A 17,401-nucleotide genomic window follows, 5' to 3' on the forward strand; every position below is an offset into this window, starting at 1 on the left:
AAGAAGGCGAATTGAATTATCGGATCGCAACGTTATATGTTTTCAGCCAGCTATTGATTTGAGTCAGATAAGCGAACAACTGGGGCCCTGACATTAATTGACCAAACCACGGCAGATTGGATGAAGCATCTGGTGAAGAGGCGAGATTACGAATCTGTACTTTGTCGATAAGAGGCAGTAATGGTGATGTTGGATCATCCAGTATTTCAAGGACCTGTTGCTTGACTGCTGCAAGATACTGAGGATTATGTGTTTTGGGATAGGGGCTCTTCTTACGATACAGCACATCGTCAGGCAGGACACCTTCAAGCGCTTTTCGCAAAATGCCTTTCTCTCTTCCACCGGTAATTTTCATTTCCCAGGGAATGTTAAACACATATTGGATCAGCCGATGATCGCAATAAGGGACGCGGACTTCCAGACCAGCACCCATACTCATCCGGTCTTTTCGATCCAGCAGGGTAGGCATGAAGCGGGTAATATTCAAGTAAGACATAACACGCATCTGAGCTGTTTTCCCCGTTTCCCCTTCCAGTAACGGAACCTCTGCTACGGCATCCGAGTATCGGTCTGCAAGGTAGTCGAGCGGTCTGATCCACTCCCGAATGTCTGGGGATAACAGCCCTGCTCGCATGTCGGGTGCAACGGACCAAGGGAATGTACCTGAATTCAGCATTTCATCTCGGTGGAACCACGGGTACCCGCCGAATACCTCGTCAGCAGCTTCGCCGGAGATGGCGACAGTTGCTCCTTTTTTGATTTCTTTACAGAATAGATACAAGGATGAATCGACATCTGCCATACCCGGCAAATCTCTTACCAGCATAGCTTGAGTCAGTGCATGAACGAGTTCACCATTTTCAATCTCGATCCAGTGATGATCGGTTTTGAGCTCATCCACCATCCGCTGAATCCATGGGCCATCTGCCCCGGGCTGAAAGGAATGGGCTTGAAAGTGTTTCGCATTATCCACATAATCAACCGAATACGTACTCACTTGACCTTGCCCTGTTCGGTTATAATAATCGACAGCCAAAGCTGATAAAGCACTTGAGTCAAGGCCGCCGGATAAAAGAGAACATACAGGAACATCGGAAGCTAACTGGCGTTCTAGCGTATCCTGCAACAGACGGCGTACTTCAACTGCAGTCTCTTCCAGATTATGTTCGTGTTGCACCGATTCTAACTTCCAATAGGCATAGGTCTTGATCCCATTCCGGCTGTATATCATGGCGTGAGCGGGCTTCAGTTCATGAAGTGAAGAGTATACACCATGTCCTGGTGTTCGTGCAGGTCCTACAATAAATACTTCGGCGAGTCCTTCGGGTCCTACTGCAGCTTCCACATCTGGATGAAGGAGCAACGCTTTGGGTTCTGAACCAAATACAAGTGTATCTTTTGCATTACTGTAAAACAGAGGTTTGACGCCCAGCCGGTCACGGGCTAAGAAGACCTGTTCTCTTGCGCCGTCCCATATTGCAAAAGCAAAGATACCGTTAAACTTTTCAACACATACCGGCCCCCATTCGATATACGAAGCGAGCAGAACTTCTGTGTCACATTGCGTACGGAAATGGTGCCCACGCTGAAGCAACTCTTTTTTTAATTCGGGTGCATTGTATAGTTCTCCGTTATACACAACGGTATAGGAGGTGTCTCCTTGTAACGCATGCATGGGCTGTGCCCCGTTCTCCGGGTCCATTACGCTGAGGCGGCGATGTCCAAAAGCACAGGGGTTGGAAATCCATGTACCCGAAGCGTCGGGGCCACGGTTCGATAAGCTATTCGTCATCCGAACGAGCAACTCCGATTCCTGTGTCAAATCCCGATTCCACTGTACGAAGCCGGTTATACCGCACATGGTTTGTTCATCCTTTCTTGATCGAGTCATTCATCCGTATGCTTCCAAAAATCGAAAGCAGTTAGCAAATGTTGTCTTTTTCGTCAGAGGTCGTAACAAATATATGCCGAATGCAGGCATAAAATGTCTGTCCTCTTCGGAAACTACATGTAGGGATAACAGCTTTAAGCGCCTGTGAAGGGGAGTGCATGCAATGGACAGGACCAACTATTATGTGTCCGTCATGGGCCGCTCTGTCATACCGGATTCGTCTGTAACGTCATATGAATGGGTGATTCAGGCAACGCCGCAGGAAGCCGAACATTTACTGGGATTGCTATATCTTATGCAGGAAAAGGAAGAAGAAGCTTTTCCAGGAATGGTATTTCCTTGGCCGGACACGCCAGAACATGATGTGAATCGTGCTTATGAGACTGTTTTGCAACAGGTATACCGGGAAATTTACCGGTTGGGAACGCCAGAGACCAAGCACCAGATTGAACAAACGACATGAACAGAGTGAGCAACATGATGAAAACGAAGCGATTAATACAATTGCAAATGATCAGAACAAAAGGAGAAGATGACGATGTATGCCATTCAGGACGCTAAAATACGCAGATTAACGGAAGTGGACGGGTTATCTTGTGCAGAGGTTGAAGTACAGCCTGGCAATGCGGGAGATCCATCATTACTTGTATATGTAGCTAGTACTCAGCCCGCCAATGAACTGCAAGTGGTACGTATTGTGCGGAATCACTCGGATGGAGCCATTGACTGGTATAACAACAACATGCATACCGCCTTTGAAGATGCGACGGAAACGGCATTTGAAAATAGCGAGGGCATTACGGCAGAAGAGGATAAAGCTCAATTTCAAAGTAATTTGTTTGCTTTTGGATTGCTTGGCCCTACGCTGCAACGGTACCTGATTGGTCAGGGGTAATCAGATAGCACAATTGTACAAGTGATAAGTGTTAGGGTAGTGAAGAAATGGGATGTGAAGTAGAGGAAGTTTCGAGTAACAGAAAACAACGTAGCGTAACGTATGCAGAATAAAGAGTAGTGTTAATAGACAAACAACCCGCCGTAACATCATAGCGGGTTGTTTGTGGTAGGGCATATTTTGATATCGATGTGCTAGTATTAGTAACATTCAGTATTATCAGTAATATTCACGTAGAACTTGAATTCCTTTTACCACATTGTATACAAAACTCAAGCCGTATATGACAAAGAACAGAACGACAAACCCGATCGCTGATGCTAAACTGTGGGCTGTTATGAAGAAATACAGTAGCGGGATCGCCGCAAGGAAAGGGAAGACATGGGAGAAAAGTGCTCGCTTCGCATGTCCTTCAATGTATTCATCTCTCGCCACAATCCATACGATAATGGGAAACAGAAACGGGGCAAAAAAAATGCTGAAATAGGATAGTGATGATAAAAGTTGTCTCATAAATATTCTCTCCTTCAATAGAATGTCATAATGTATGTATGCAACAGATTACCCAGATGGAAGGGTGCTGAATAAGTATACACTCGGTACGGTTACGATTGATAGTTCTCGTTATTACTTCAATATTACCTCAAAAAGATTAGCTTATTCGGCTTTTTGTCTAAGTATACATACTCATACGATACTGGTTGTTATTGGGATGCATTATTAATTTTTAATAAAACTATTGCTAAAAATAGAAATCGGAGTATAATAGAGATCGTGCCGAATTTTATTGTACATATTTGTCTCAGTAGCTCAGCAGGATAGAGCAACGGCCTTCTAAGCCGTCGGTCGGGGGTTCGAATCCCTCCTGGGACGTCAGCAGAAAAAGCTTCCTTCGGGAAGCTTTTTTTGCGTTATGGGGAAAAGAACTTCGGGCGATTCGCCGGAACATCCGCATCGATAGGATGCATGTGATGTGCATATTTCTCTTTCATCTTTTTCCTTCATCGAGCTAAGCATTGGTTCTGCTTACAACATTGTTGTTTAATTGGTTTTTCCTATAAGTGAAATAGAATATATATATTTTATCAATAAGAAAATCTGTGCCACAATGAGGATATCAACAGTGAAAGCGACGGTGGAGCAGATGAAATCAATTAATCAGTGGCAGGCGCAAGAGTATGACAATCAACTGGCTTTTGTATCGGAGTATGGAAAAAGTCTCATACCCTGGCTTCGTCCGACAGAAGGAGAATCTATCCTTGACCTTGGCTGTGGAACCGGTGATTTAACGCAAGAGATTTCCCAATACGGGGTAGCAGTGACTGGTATAGACGCTTCCTCAGATATGATTGCTCAAGCGAAAAAAAAGTTTCCGGAATTGGAGTTCTGGGAAGCGGATGGTCAGCAGTTCGAAACAGAGCGACAGTACGATGCGGTCTTTTCTAACGCTGCGTTGCACTGGATGCGAAAGCCTCGAAATGTTGTAGACGGTGTGTGGCATGCACTGAAGCCTGGAGGACGATTTGTGGCCGAATTTGGCGGTAAAGGGAATGTGCAGATCATCGTTAACGCACTGGAGGAAGTGCTGGAACGGCATACAGGGATCAAGGCTTCCGAACGTAATCCATGGTATTTTCCGACGATTGCACAATACAGCACTCTTTTGGAAGACAGAGGCTTTGTGGTTCGTCAGGCCTATCACTATGACCGTCCTACCAAACTAGCAGATGGGGAAGATGGAATCATAGGCTGGTTGGCTCATTTTGGAGATGACTATTTTGAGGGTTTCAGCTCTGAGCAGGTGAAGGAATGGTGTCAGGAGATTAGCGAGATCGTGATTCCTAAGCTGTGGAAAAACGACGCGATCTATGCCGATTACAAACGTATTCGTATTGAGGCATTCAAACCCGAAGTTTAAACATTGAACCACTTAAAGATAATGTTATATGAATTTAAATCGCTTAACTGGCAACGTTTCTCTCCCGATCTTACATCGGTGAAAATCGTATAAAACCAATCAAAACTGAAAATCCGCAATGGAAATCATAGAAAACCATGCCTTTCTTTCGTTCAGAAAAGCGTGGTTTTTTCCTGTTTTCATATTAGAAATTTAAAATTTAAATATCCAAACGACAAAAATATACAAATGCGAATATTCACCCTACTAAAGACCCATATAAGTAATTTCTATATCAAAATGTAAGTAATTAGAAGGAATTTGTGATATTTTGGTAGAATAATTTACCAGGGGTCAAACATCTTGCAGATTGGCGGTGAACTTGGTCGAAAGTATTGCAGTGCTTCTGGCAGCAAGATCCCATTGGTGAGGCATCTACACGAAGAAGGAGGGCATAGCCTTGAATAAACGATTGATATCTATGTTAATGAGTGTCCTTATGGTTTTTTCCCTTATCCTGCCTGCAGCTGGAGCTGCTTCTGCGGACTCCGCAATTCAACTGGATAACACATTAAACAGCACCAAAGCAAAGCAAATGAGAGAAGTGCTTGCCAATAGGGAAGCTCGAATTGCTGCCGATCCAGTTTTGGATAAAAGCCTGAATGGTCTCGGCGGAGAGAACACACGAGTCATTGTTGAGCTTTCTAACAAACCTGTTGCTGTAGCTCAAGGCGAATCAACCCTCTCAGGAAGATCATTTACCTCCTCTATGGAAACAAAGGCTGTGACTCAAGTTGAAAACCAACAACAGTCATTTGTACATAGCCTCACTCAGAAAAAAATCAAACACGAAGTGCTGGACAATTATGCATATGCTCTTAATGGTGTAGCCCTTGAAATAAAAGGGAACCAATTGGGACAATTGCTTCAAATACCAGGTGTAGTCAGTGTATATCCTGACTATGAAGTGACGCTTGCGCCTGACACAGGCGAAGTGAATCCGCACATGAAAGATACAGCCCCTTTTATCGGAGCTCCTGAAGTATGGGATCTGGGGTACAAAGGAAAAGGTGTGAAAGTTGGCGTTATTGATACCGGTATTGACTACAATCACCCGAATCTGCGCGATGCTTATAAAGGTGGATGGGATTTTGTAGATAACGATGATGACCCATATGAAGCGACCTATCAGGAATGGAAAGCATCAGGCCAGCCTGAGCTTAATGAAAGAGGAAGCTCTTATTATACTTCTCATGGTACACACGTTTCAGGTACGGTCGCTGCTCGTGAAGCGGGAGACTATGGGGTCGTCGGGATTGCTCCTGAAGCGGATATTTACGCTTACCGTGTTTTAGGACCTTATGGCAGTGGACAGACGTCATGGGTACTCGGCGGAATTGACCGCTCAGTAGCGGACGGAATGGATGTCATCAACCTGTCGCTTGGTGCTGAAGGTAATGATCCGAGCTATGTCACTTCGGTTGCATTGAACAACGCGATGCTGTCTGGTGTAACTGCGGTTGTATCCAGTGGTAACAGCGGGCCTAATCGTTATACCTTGGGTTCACCAGGGGCTTCCGCTATGGCAATTACCGTAGGTAACTCCACAGGGCCTAGTCAGGTCATTACGGCGAATACACATTTCTGGATCGGTGAAGAAGGTGAGGAAACTCCGGAATTGGGGAATGCACCTGAAACGCAGGAACCTGCCGTTACACCAGTAATTGCGCCAGAAGGTGGAGCGGAAGCGACTACATCGGAAAACGGAGTAGAAGATGCTGCATCAGCACAGCCTGAATCTGATCAGGCTGAAGCTCCAGTAGCCAATGCTGACAATGAAACAGCGGACGAAGTGACATCCTTATCTGTTACCGAATCTGTATATCGTCTGGATGTGATGGGATGGAGTCTTGCGGCTGATCCTGAAGCGGTTTTGACAGGTCGATATGATGTTGAATTTGCAGCTTTGGGTAAACCAGCTGACTTTGAAGGTAAAGATTTTACAGGCAAAGTCGCGTTGATTCAACGCGGAGAACTTGCTTTTGTCGAGAAAATTGCCAATGCCAAAGCGGCAGGAGCGGTGGCAGTTATTGTGTATAACAATATTCCTGGTCCGATTGGCGTAAGTCTTGGTGATAACTTCGACCTGATTCCGACACTGAGCATGTCGAAGGAAGATGGTGAAGTCATTAAAGCTCAACTGGACGCGGGGCAACCTGTTGAAGTAAGCTTTAGTGATTTTGAGCGCAGTCAAACACCTGGGGATGAGATGAGTTCTTCCAGTTCCCGCGGGCCTGCGAAAGTAACGTTGGATATCAAACCGGATGTTGTTGCACCGGGCTCCAACATTCTATCCACCGTCCCTGCTTATGGTAAAGATGAGCCAGGTGCCGATTATGCTCAATCGTACGATCGCAAAAGTGGAACAAGTATGGCTGCACCACATGTAGCAGGTCTGGTTGCGCTGTTGCTTGAAAAGCACCCGGACTGGACACCTTTTGATGTCAAAGTTGCTTTGATGAATAATGCCAAAATCATGGACACAGCTAAATATGATGTGTTTGATCAAGGTGCAGGCCGCATTCAAGCGGTGAAATCCATTGATCCAGCCGCTTTTGTCAAAGTCATGGATGTGACTCAGTATACCGAGAGTGGATCGGTTGTTGAGAAAGAAAACATCACAGGAAGCATTAACTACGGTAACTTCTTAAGTACGGATGCAAAAACAGTAACCAAAACGATCAAGGTTCAGGCCTTGAACGGAAGCGGTGGCGAGTACACGGTGAATGTCAATCCGACTCGTACCGTGCCTGGGGTATCTGTTGCCGTTGATAAAACTTCATTCACTTTGAATGGGGAAGAAGAACTCGCTGTAACGGTTACGGTTCCTCGTGGTGTCACTGCGCTAACCGAGGCACAGGGCTACATTGAAATTACAAATGGAACCAACACGTTTACAATGCCGTATGTGGCTCACTTTAATGTGACTTCAAGCGGTGTGAAATATATTGAAACGGTAAAAGGAACTACGAAAAATCCGTTCTATTATCCGTTGAAAGCAGACGGTTCGCTGGATACACTGAACGTTGCAATGGAATTCCATAATCCAATGACGTTTGCACTCATTGAAATTTATAACGGCCTTGATCCAGACGGTGGTCATTATCAAGATGGATACATTGGCTCGATCTTTGGTAATTACTATAACTTCAACGCAAATGCCAGATACACGCTGGCTTGGGATGGTCAGTATTCGGATTACACAACGGAAGAAGCCACCGAACTTGCGGATGGTTTGTACACCGTAGATATCACGACCATCGGCACGGATGGCAAGACCTACAAAGAAGATACACCTCCGTTTTTGGTTAAAAAGACAGCTCCAGCAGTAACTGCTCCGCAATCGTTGGATTTCAAAGCGGAGGATGCTATTGTTATTGGCGGTACGGTGGATGATTTGTATTTCCGCGTTGCGCCTGCACTGGCTAAAGGGTGGAGCATTACACTTGATCCGACGACAGCGCTTAAAGCATCCTATGTGGTGAAAAAAGAAGATGGCTCAACGTTGAAAGAAGGCACGTTTAATGTTCAGGCGGACGGTAGCTTCCAATTCCCATTGGAAGGTGTTGAAGGTGGAACGTACACGGTGGAAACAACGGTAAAAGATGAGCAAGGTCTTGTTGGTACGGCTAGCACTACCATTAAAGTGGAATCTGCACAGACTGAACCTGAAACTCCGGCTACGAAAGCGCCTGGAACACCTAGTTTGTCCCACAATAACGGCTTTGTGAATGGTCTGTTAGGGGGCGACTACACGGTGTCCATGAACATGTGGTGGGGTGAGAATGCGACGAGCTACAAACTGTATGAGGATGGCGTGTTGGTTGATTCGCAAAAATTGACTTACAATGCACCTTGGGCTCAGTTCGCTCAAACGAAAATTAAAGGTAAAACCAATGGTACCTACACGTATGTTGCCGAACTGGCCAATGACAAAGGCGTGACGCGCAGTCAGACGCTGACTGTACGAGTAACCGATGCATTACCTGGCAAAGCAGTACTCTCCCATGATAACTGGGATGTAGACGGCAATTACAAAGTGATGATGAACTTATGGTGGGGAACAAACGCAACAGAGTATCGTCTTTACGAGAATGATGAGTTGATCGATACACAGTCACTCAAAGCGACAACACCTCTGCCTCAATTTGCTATAACCGCGGTGAAAGGCAAAGCATCTGGTACGTATACGTACCGTGCCGAGCTGGTTAACGCTGCCGGGGTGACAACCACCAATACCATTACGGTGAAGGTGAAGTAAGGGCAGCACGCATTAATGGGTAATGAGCTAGAAGTATTGGTTGTGAGCTAAAGCTTTTACTTCAAGCAGATAGTTTGGGAAAAGTAGTGCCTCGTCCCCTGACCGGCGTAAAGCCGGTAATCGGGACAAAGGATAAGAAACGGCCTCTCCCTGTTAAGCGTACAGGGGGAGGCCGTTTTTTGTTGTTGTTTCCAGGGAAGGATAGCTATCCGATCTCCTGGTGAACTTTTTTTATAAAACTAAGAAACAGTTCGGTCTTTGCTCGCTTGGAGTCCTGTCATAAGCAGTCCGATCGCAAGAAGAACCTGTACGAGCAGAGGGAGAGACCATCCATGGGTCCAGTCATGCATTAAACCAAACAGTAAAGGGCCTCCTGCAGCAAGCATGTATCCAATGGATTGAGCCATTCCCGAAAGACTTGCTGCCTCTCGCGCATGACGTGTGCGAAGGACAAAAAACATCGTGACCAGACCAAAGGAGGCCCCGGCACCAATCCCGGCTAGCGCAACCCCGATGGTGACGAGAACAGGTGCAGTGCTGAATAGTAACGCATATCCGACGATGAGACATAAACACGTTAAGGTGGTGAGTAGCCGTTGATCTCGTGTTTTTCCAGCCAGAATCGGCACGATGAAGGTAGCAGGTACACTAACCATTTGCATCAAAGACAACATCCAGCCAGCTGAGGCAGCACTAAAACCTTGATCCCCGAGGATCTCGGGAAGCCAAGTTATCGTTGTATAGAAGATTAACGACTGAATGCCCATGAACAACGTCACGAACCAAGCAAGAGAAGAAGTGCGTAGACGTGTGGGTGCCTTCTCGCTCTGGGAAGTGATATAGAGCATCTGTTTGCGCCCTCTCTGTGCCTGCGGAAGCCATAGAAAGACAGCCAGTAGGGATAGAATGGCCCATACCCCTAATGAAGCCCGCCAACCAAGCGAGGAGGCTTCTGCCACGGGTACACTAATACCTGAAGAGATTGAGGCGAACATATTCATCGAAACGGAATACAGTCCAGTGACAATGCCGACTCGTAACGGGAAATCACGTTTGATCAGACTTGGCAGAAGTACATTGCTAAGAGCGATACCGCATCCTAGAAGCGCTGTTCCCGCATAAAGAGACAAAACAGAAGGGAGTAGCCGCAAGGTGATTCCGCTGGTAACAATAATGACAGCAAGCAGGAGTGCGGTCTCCAGCCCAAAACGTTTGGCAAGACGCGGAGCAAAAGGTGAGACAGCTGCAAAAGCGATCAAAGGCAGTGACGTTAGTAATCCAGCCATCGTATGTCCGATACCGGTGTCTGAACGGATTAATTCCACGACGGGACCAGTGGCTGTAATGGGCGACCGCATCGTAGCGGCGATAACAATAATTCCAGCGAGTAATAACCCGAATTTTTGAGGGGTTTGTTGAGACTGTTGTTCTCCCCCGGAAGGGACGGAATGCTGTTGTTGTGTAGATGAGGACATCATTAATCTCCTGTTTCTATATAAATATTTAAAGGCAGTTACTAAACCGACGAAGTACAGCTTCTATAGGAAGTTGATATGTATGAATTGGCACAATTCATTAAGTAAGCATAACATTGTGTGTCATATCGGGCAATGGAGAGTAAATCTTAACAAATAGTCGGTCTGCTCTTTCTGATAGTTTTAAATTAATATTACTAGTTGGATTAAGTGGTGTGATAGATGATTTTTAGTATGATGTAAGTACTTGGCACGCCCTGTCCCTAGCATGACTTGAGTGATTGTAAGGGAGCCGGAGTAGAATCGTAATTGGCTCAATATGGACACTTTATTCTAACGATCACGAGAAACCTTATTTGGAGGAACAAGAGCTTTCTCGAATTCTAACGATCCCTAGGAACGCTATTTAGACAATTTAGGGCGAAAAAACACAAAAAAAGCACGAAATCGATGAAATAAGCTCTCTGGTGATCGTTAGAAAATAAAAACGGTGAAAATGGGAGGAATAAGCTTCATGGTGATCGTTAGAGGTTTTGGTACGATGACGAGGTGCTGATGTATTTGTTAAATGGTTTAATAGCTTTCAGGAACGGTTTGCTTCCTTGAGTCAGAGCCATGAGGTAAGGAGGGACGAAGTGAATACCTTAGAAACAAGGCAACCGAACCTAATGCTTCAACGAACTGCCCGAGGTTCTCATCCCCAGAACGCAAAAAAAAGCTTCCCGAAGGAAGCTTCTTTTTTGACGTCCCAGGAGGGATTCGAACCCCCGACCGACGGCTTAGAAGGCCGTTGCTCTATCCTGCTGAGCTACTGAGACATGGAAATTTTTCAAGCAAAAATGATTATATCATAAGTAAAAAAATATATCAAACGTTTTATTTTAAGCTTGTTTTCATATATGATATTTGGCGGCCGCAACGTTTTTTTCTTTCTAATTAAGGTTATGTTAGAATATCAGAAGAACTCAGAAAATAGATCCATATTTCCTTGATATATATCTATTCACGGTCGATTTGGGCTGGAGATTCAGGAACAGAGGAGGTGCCCTTATCAAGGAATCCACAACTCCGGAAACCGAGCACAACAATAAAATTGTGTTGTTTCCAAAAACGTTGGACTATTACCAGATACAGCTGACGGTTATGCTTGAAAATGAACGTTACGGTGAAGCAATGAACTTGCTTCGCTTTTTGTTGCAATGCCAAGGACAGGAAGAACGTCACTATGACGAGTGGAGAGCGTTGCTGGAGTGGTTGCAGGCTGCTTTCCCTCTATATGAAGAATCAGAAATGCAGACCATTCGAGAAGAAGAGGAAGAAGACATCAGCGAAGAAGAGATGGCAAGGCAACACGCCAAGTCGAAACTTGCTCAGGACGATGGTTACGCAGATAAGTTGCTCGGGACAGTTATGGAAGGCCCACTATCTGAACAGACGATGCTGGCTCTCGAACAACTGGCATTTTTGGACGTTCCGAAAGTGGATGAAGAACTGATTAGGTGGCTGCAAACGAAGGTGCTTCATCCACTATTACAGTTCAGAGTCATGCAAACCCTGCGTCGTCGGGGGGTACAAGACATCATTCGTTTCACTAGAGGTGACGAAGAAGTAGAGGTTGATATCGCTAACGTTCCACTTAAACCGGAAGAGTTTCCACTTCAGATTGTGCAGATCTTGGAACGAGTAGCAGACCAGACGGAGGTTCATGAACCTACGCTCTTTTATTTTGCCCAGGAACTGTGGATACAATATGTTATGGCGGTTTATGGGACACGGGATTACCAGTCCATGCTTGAGCAAAATGATGATATGGCGGACATTTGGGCGGCTGCGCTACATATGACGGTTGCAGACAGCCTGGGTGGCTCGCACGATGAGGAAAATACGCGCTCGATGTACGCTGTGACAGGTGCAATGAGGTTTCGACTAGAGCAGGCATATCGCTCTATGAAACAGTTTGTTTCCGCCGGTTTGGACGGTCATTAAGAGGCGGAAACGTTTACCTTAAACCGTATCAAGGGATTCCCCTTGAAAAAGAATGTAAACTTGTTTATACTAAAATGGTTATTTTGTACGTGATCGCCTACGTGAACATGTGAATTTTGGAGGGGAAAGTATACAATGAAAGCAACTTGGGAAAAGATAGAGAAGAACCTTGGGGTTCTTGAGGTTGAAATCGGTGCAGAGCGTGTAACAGAAGCACTCGACAAAGCTTTTAATAAAGTAGTAAAACAAGCAAACGTGCCTGGATTCCGTAAAGGTAAAGTGCCACGTCCAATCTTCGAAGCTCGTTTCGGAGTGGAAAGCCTTTATCAAGAAGCAATCGACATCTTGCTTCCAGAAGCTTACACAGAAGCGATTGATCAAACGGATATCTTCCCGGTAGATCGTCCTGATGTGGACATCGAGCAATTCGGTAAAGGACAATCCTTCAAATTTAAAGCGAAAGTAACTGTGAAACCAGAAGTTACCCTGGGTGACTACAAAGGTATCGAAGTTGCTGTAGCTAAAGGTGAAGTAACGGATGCAGAAGTTGCAGAAGAGCTGGAGCGTTTGCAACAGCGTCATGCTGAACTGGTTGTAGTAGACGAAGGTGCTGCAGCGAACGGCGATGTTGCTGTAATCGACTTCGACGGTTCTGTTGATGGTGTACCTTTCGAAGGTGGACAAGCTGAGCGTTATTCCTTGGAACTGGGTTCCAACACATTCATTCCAGGATTTGAAGAGCAAGTAGTGGGTCTGTCCACTGGCGACTTCAAAGACGTTGAAGTGACTTTCCCAGAGAGCTACCATGCAACAGAGCTGGCTGGCAAACAAGCAGTATTCAAAGTGAAAGTTCATGAAATCAAACGCAAACAACTTCCTGAACTGGATGATGAGTTTGCTAAAGATGTTAGCGAGTTTGATACTCTTGAAGAGTACAAAGCTGACCTCAAAACACAACTGGATTCCCGTAAAGCAGATGAGTTCAAAGCTGCACAGGAAAACGCAGTTGTAGAAAAAGTAGCTGAAAACGCTGAAGTGGACATCCCTGATGCAATGGTTGACAGTGAAGTACAGAACATGATGCGCGATTTCGACAACCGTCTTCGCAGCCAAGGCATGAACCTTGAAATGTTCATGAGCTTCTCGGGTCAGACTCAAGCTGACTTGAGAGCACAAATGCAAGACGATGCTTCGAAACGTGTTCGCAACAACCTGGTGCTTGAAGCAGTAGGAAAAGCGGAAAATATCGAAGTTTCTGATGAAGAAGTGAACCAAGAACTCGAGAAAATGGCTGAATCTTACAAGCGTCCTGCTGAAGAGATCCGTGGCATCCTCGAAGGTAACGGTTCCCTGGACAGCCTTCGTGATGAAGTTAAATTGCGCAAAACAATCGAAGTTCTCGTTGAGAACAGCAAAGTTGTTGAGCCAGTTGAAGCTCCAGCCGAAGAAGCTGCTGCAGAAGCTGACGAAAAATAAGACAAGCTGTGTGATTTTGACAGCTATATAAACGATAAGGCACGTGAGTCATTGCGTGCCTTATTTTTAAATTGCGACATCCATTTTATAGAAAAATGAGTGTTGATATGGATTCTCATTCATTTTATTGCAAGGTGTCCAATTTCCGTTGATTTCAAACCTTTGTTCTTGGATGGAAATAAAAAAATACCAAGACGGCATAGGATGGATGTAATTTGCACATACATAGAAAACATGGTTAAATATGATCAGGCTAAATCGTAAATATCCCTAAGATAACGTGTTTTCTGAAAAATGACATTGTCACAGGAACATGTTAAAATGATTTTGGGTTTGCTTTACAGTCAGCCTATGTCTAATTACATGTAGAAAAGAGGTTGGTCTCATGAGTCTGGTGCCAATGGTTGTTGAACAAACCAATCGAGGCGAGCGTTCTTACGATATATATTCACGTTTGCTGAAGGATCGCATTATTTTTCTGACCAGTGCGATTGATGACGATGTAGCCAATCTTGTCATAGCTCAGCTTTTGTTTTTGGCAGCCGACGATCCTGAGAAGGATATCAGCTTGTATATTAATTCACCTGGTGGTTCTGTTACGGCAGGGATGGGTATATACGATACGATGCAATTTATCAAGCCGGATGTATCGACCATTTGCGTAGGCATGGCAGCAAGCATGGGCTCTTTATTGCTGACCGCGGGCGCTCCAGGCAAAAGATATGCGCTTACGAACAGTGAAGTCATGATTCACCAGCCGCTTGGCGGCGTTCAAGGACAGGCTGCGGACATTAAAATTCACGCAGAATGGATCATTAAAACTCGTCAGAAACTGAATCAAATATATGTTGATCGTACAGGTCAGCCCCTTGATAAAATTGAGCGGGATACAGACCGTGACTTTTTCATGAGTGCGGAAGAAGCAAAAACGTACGGCATTATTGACCAGGTGCTCAGCAGACCGATCAATTCCTAAAGGGGTGGTTTCATGTTTAAATTTAACGATGAGAAAGGGCAGCTGAAATGCTCTTTTTGCGGTAAATCTCAGGAGCAAGTTCGCAAGCTGGTCGCTGGACCAGGCGTATACATCTGTGATGAATGTATTGAACTTTGCACCGAAATCGTAGAGGAAGAACTCGGTCACGATGAAGAAGTGGACCTGAAAGATATTCCGAAACCAAAAGAAATCCGTGATATTCTTGATCAATATGTTATCGGTCAGGAACAAGCAAAAAAATCTTTGTCCGTAGCTGTGTACAACCACTACAAACGGATTAATACTCAAAGCAAGATTGAAGATGTAGAGCTGTCGAAGAGTAACATTTTGCTGTTAGGACCTACGGGTTCCGGTAAAACGTTGCTTGCACAAACGATGGCGAAAATTCTGAACGTTCCTTTTGCTATTGCGGATGCAACTTCATTGACAGAAGCGGGATACGTGGGTGAGGATGTCGAGAACATTCTGCTTAAGCTGATCCAAGCGGCTGACTATGATGTAGAAAAAGCAGAACGCGGCATTATCTATATTGATGAGATTGATAAAGTAGCACGTAAATCGGAGAACCCGTCCATTACTCGTGACGTATCCGGTGAAGGTGTTCAGCAAGCTTTGCTGAAAATTCTTGAAGGTACAGTTGCTTCGGTTCCGCCACAAGGTGGGCGCAAGCATCCACATCAAGAGTTCATTCAGATTGATACAACCAACATCTTGTTTATCTGCGGTGGTGCCTTTGATGGTCTGGAGCAAATGATCAAACGCCGGATCGGTAAAAAAGTCATCGGCTTTAACGCCGCAACGGAGCAAAAAGATCTGAAACCGGGTGAGTACCTCGGTATGGTATTGCCAGAAGATTTGCTGAAATTCGGTTTGATTCCGGAATTCGTAGGTCGTCTGCCAGTAATCTCTACTTTGGAGCCGCTGGATGAGGATACATTGGTACGGATTCTGTCCGAACCGAAAAATGCGCTGACGAAGCAGTACCAAAAACTGCTTGAGCTGGACAATGTGAATCTGGTGTTTGAACCGGGTGCATTGCTGGCGATTGCCAAAGAAGCAATCAAGCGTAACACGGGTGCACGTGGTTTGCGTGCAATCATTGAAGGCATCATGCTGGAAATCATGTATGAAGTTCCTTCACGTGAAGACGTGACCAGCTGTGTCATTACTGAAGAAGTTGTTGAGAAAAAAGTTGTGCCTGAACTTGGCCAATCAAAGGACGATAAGCAGGAAGAGAGTGCCTAATTGGCATTCTTTCAGCTGAGCTTTGAAATATAGACTTGTCAGTTCTCCACTTGGGCAGAAGGCGTATATATGGTCTTTTGTCAGAGTGGAGCTTTGACGTTGTGGGGAGAGAAATCACTCATGTATTTAAGACAGGACACCCGTCCCGTAAAAGTAGGGAACTTGACCATTGGTGGCAGTAACGAAGTTATTATTCAAAGTATGTGTACGACCAAAACAGCAGACGTTGAAGCGACAGTTGCAGAGATTTTGCGATTGGAAGAAGCCGGATGCCAAGTGGTACGTGTAACGGTGAATAATGAGGAAGCTGCGGCAGCGATTAAGGAAATCAAGAAGCGGATTCACATCCCGCTCGTGGCAGACATTCATTTTAACTACAAGCTTGCCTTGCTTGCTATCGAGAATGGCATTGATAAAGTTCGGATCAATCCAGGTAACATCGGTAAACGTGCTAAAGTCGAAGAGGTCGTCAAGGCGTGTAAGGAAAAGGGGATTCCGATTCGAATCGGGGTAAACGCGGGTTCACTAGAGAATCATCTGCTTGAAAAGTATGGCTATCCTACTGCGGATGCTATGGTCGAAAGTGCGCTGTTCCACATTGGTATTTTGGAAGAACTTGATTTCCACGATATTATCGTTTCACTCAAAGCGTCGGATGTACCGATGGCTATTGAAGCTTATACAAAGGCAGCTCAGATTATTCCTTATCCGTTGCACCTCGGCATTACCGAGGCAGGAACTCTGTTTTCAGGCACGATCAAAAGTTCAGCGGGTATGGGCGCACTGCTCTCTATGGGAATTGGTTCAACGATGCGTATTTCGCTTAGTGCCGATCCAGTAGAAGAGATTAAAGTTGCGCGCGATCTGCTCAAAACTTTTGGACTCATCTCCAATGCGGCTACACTGATCTCTTGCCCAACTTGCGGGCGTTTGGATATTGATCTCTTCTCCATCGCCAACGAAGTGGAAGAGTATATCTCCAAGCTTAAGGTGCCGATCAAAGTATCTGTACTGGGCTGTGCGGTAAATGGCCCAGGAGAAGCTAAAGAAGCGGATATTGGCATTGCCGGTGCCCGTGGAGAAGGTCTTTTGTTCCGTCATGGACAAATGATCCGTAAAGTGCCGGAAGAGATTATGGTAGAGGAATTGAAAAAAGAAATCGACAAAATTGTTGAAGCTTATGAAGAAACAGGGGTTATCCCTGGGCGTTCGCACTAA

General features: G+C 45.3%; 12 protein-coding genes and 2 tRNA genes. 10 read left to right on the forward strand and 4 right to left on the reverse strand.

What is annotated here, in order from left to right; genetic code table 11:
• Positions 1–16: 16 nt before the first annotated feature.
• On the reverse strand, positions 17–1,861 hold the full coding sequence (asnB, locus tag J2T16_RS20685; RefSeq protein WP_090919159.1) for an asparagine synthase (glutamine-hydrolyzing): 1,845 nt from the start codon (positions 1,859–1,861) through the stop codon (positions 17–19).
• Between the two features lie 193 nt (positions 1,862–2,054).
• Here asnB and J2T16_RS20690 point away from each other — a divergent pair, with 193 nt between their 5' ends.
• Positions 2,055–2,354, forward strand: coding sequence for a hypothetical protein (locus J2T16_RS20690; protein ID WP_090919156.1), 300 nt, complete (start codon positions 2,055–2,057; stop codon positions 2,352–2,354).
• A 75-nt stretch (positions 2,355–2,429) separates the two neighbouring features.
• Complete coding sequence (locus J2T16_RS20695) at positions 2,430–2,786, forward strand: hypothetical protein (protein WP_090919153.1); 357 nt, start codon at positions 2,430–2,432, stop codon at positions 2,784–2,786.
• A gap of 219 nt (positions 2,787–3,005) precedes the next feature.
• Here J2T16_RS20695 and J2T16_RS20700 read toward each other — a convergent pair whose 3' ends face one another.
• On the reverse strand, positions 3,006–3,299 hold the full coding sequence (locus J2T16_RS20700) for a magnetosome magnetite crystal formation protein family (RefSeq protein ID WP_221791476.1): 294 nt from the start codon (positions 3,297–3,299) through the stop codon (positions 3,006–3,008).
• Positions 3,300–3,585: 286 nt separating this feature from the next.
• Here J2T16_RS20700 and J2T16_RS20705 point away from each other — a divergent pair.
• From J2T16_RS20705 to J2T16_RS20715, 3 genes are all read left to right on the forward strand, one after another.
• Positions 3,586–3,659 (forward strand) — tRNA-Arg (locus tag J2T16_RS20705).
• Positions 3,660–3,909: 250 nt separating this feature from the next.
• Positions 3,910–4,704, forward strand: a complete 795-nt coding sequence (locus J2T16_RS20710) for a class I SAM-dependent methyltransferase (RefSeq protein ID WP_499019152.1) — start codon at positions 3,910–3,912, stop codon at positions 4,702–4,704.
• A gap of 439 nt (positions 4,705–5,143) precedes the next feature.
• Positions 5,144–9,004, forward strand: coding sequence for a S8 family serine peptidase (locus J2T16_RS20715; RefSeq protein ID WP_499019153.1), 3,861 nt, complete (start codon positions 5,144–5,146; stop codon positions 9,002–9,004).
• Between the two features lie 239 nt (positions 9,005–9,243).
• On the opposite strand, the gene J2T16_RS20720 is transcribed toward J2T16_RS20715, so the two are convergent.
• Positions 9,244–10,479, reverse strand: coding sequence for a CynX/NimT family MFS transporter (locus J2T16_RS20720; protein WP_499019154.1), 1,236 nt, complete (start codon positions 10,477–10,479; stop codon positions 9,244–9,246).
• Positions 10,480–11,223: 744 nt separating this feature from the next.
• Positions 11,224–11,297: transfer RNA gene (locus tag J2T16_RS20725), tRNA-Arg, on the reverse strand.
• Positions 11,298–11,577: 280 nt separating this feature from the next.
• Between J2T16_RS20725 and J2T16_RS20730 the strand changes: the two genes are divergently transcribed.
• The 5 genes from J2T16_RS20730 (at position 11,578) to ispG (ending at position 17,401) form a co-directional block, all read left to right on the forward strand.
• Positions 11,578–12,465 (forward strand): hypothetical protein, encoded by an 888-nt coding sequence (locus J2T16_RS20730; RefSeq protein WP_499019155.1) that lies wholly within the window; start codon positions 11,578–11,580, stop codon positions 12,463–12,465.
• 135 nt (positions 12,466–12,600) lie between these two features.
• Complete coding sequence (gene tig, locus J2T16_RS20735) at positions 12,601–13,941, forward strand: trigger factor (protein WP_499019156.1); 1,341 nt, start codon at positions 12,601–12,603, stop codon at positions 13,939–13,941.
• Between the two features lie 385 nt (positions 13,942–14,326).
• Positions 14,327–14,917: an ATP-dependent Clp endopeptidase proteolytic subunit ClpP gene (gene clpP, locus J2T16_RS20740; protein WP_090919143.1), complete on the forward strand. Its 591-nt coding sequence runs from the start codon at positions 14,327–14,329 to the stop codon at positions 14,915–14,917.
• Between the two features lie 12 nt (positions 14,918–14,929).
• Positions 14,930–16,183: an ATP-dependent protease ATP-binding subunit ClpX gene (clpX, locus tag J2T16_RS20745; RefSeq protein WP_090919142.1), complete on the forward strand. Its 1,254-nt coding sequence runs from the start codon at positions 14,930–14,932 to the stop codon at positions 16,181–16,183.
• A 120-nt stretch (positions 16,184–16,303) separates the two neighbouring features.
• On the forward strand, positions 16,304–17,401 hold the full coding sequence (gene ispG / locus J2T16_RS20750; protein ID WP_090919140.1) for a flavodoxin-dependent (E)-4-hydroxy-3-methylbut-2-enyl-diphosphate synthase: 1,098 nt from the start codon (positions 16,304–16,306) through the stop codon (positions 17,399–17,401).

Origin of the sequence: Paenibacillus intestini (assembly GCF_030803945.1) — a bacterium.
Lineage (GTDB): Bacteria > Bacillota > Bacilli > Paenibacillales > Paenibacillaceae > Paenibacillus > Paenibacillus polysaccharolyticus.

Bases quoted from the DNA above. Each gene is read 5' to 3' on its own strand.
- clpP (WP_090919143.1), top strand. From the start codon at position 14,327: ATGAGTCTGGTGCCAATGGTTGTTGAACAAACCAATCGAGGCGAGCGT.
- J2T16_RS20700 (WP_221791476.1), bottom strand. From the start codon at position 3,299: ATGAGACAACTTTTATCATCACTATCCTATTTCAGCATTTTTTTTGCC.
- asnB (WP_090919159.1), bottom strand. From the start codon at position 1,861: ATGTGCGGTATAACCGGCTTCGTACAGTGGAATCGGGATTTGACACAG.
- clpX (WP_090919142.1), top strand. From the start codon at position 14,930: ATGTTTAAATTTAACGATGAGAAAGGGCAGCTGAAATGCTCTTTTTGC.
- ispG (WP_090919140.1), top strand. From the start codon at position 16,304: ATGTATTTAAGACAGGACACCCGTCCCGTAAAAGTAGGGAACTTGACC.
- tig (WP_499019156.1), top strand. From the start codon at position 12,601: ATGAAAGCAACTTGGGAAAAGATAGAGAAGAACCTTGGGGTTCTTGAG.
- J2T16_RS20690 (WP_090919156.1), top strand. From the start codon at position 2,055: ATGGACAGGACCAACTATTATGTGTCCGTCATGGGCCGCTCTGTCATA.
- J2T16_RS20695 (WP_090919153.1), top strand. From the start codon at position 2,430: ATGTATGCCATTCAGGACGCTAAAATACGCAGATTAACGGAAGTGGAC.
- J2T16_RS20720 (WP_499019154.1), bottom strand. From the start codon at position 10,479: ATGTCCTCATCTACACAACAACAGCATTCCGTCCCTTCCGGGGGAGAA.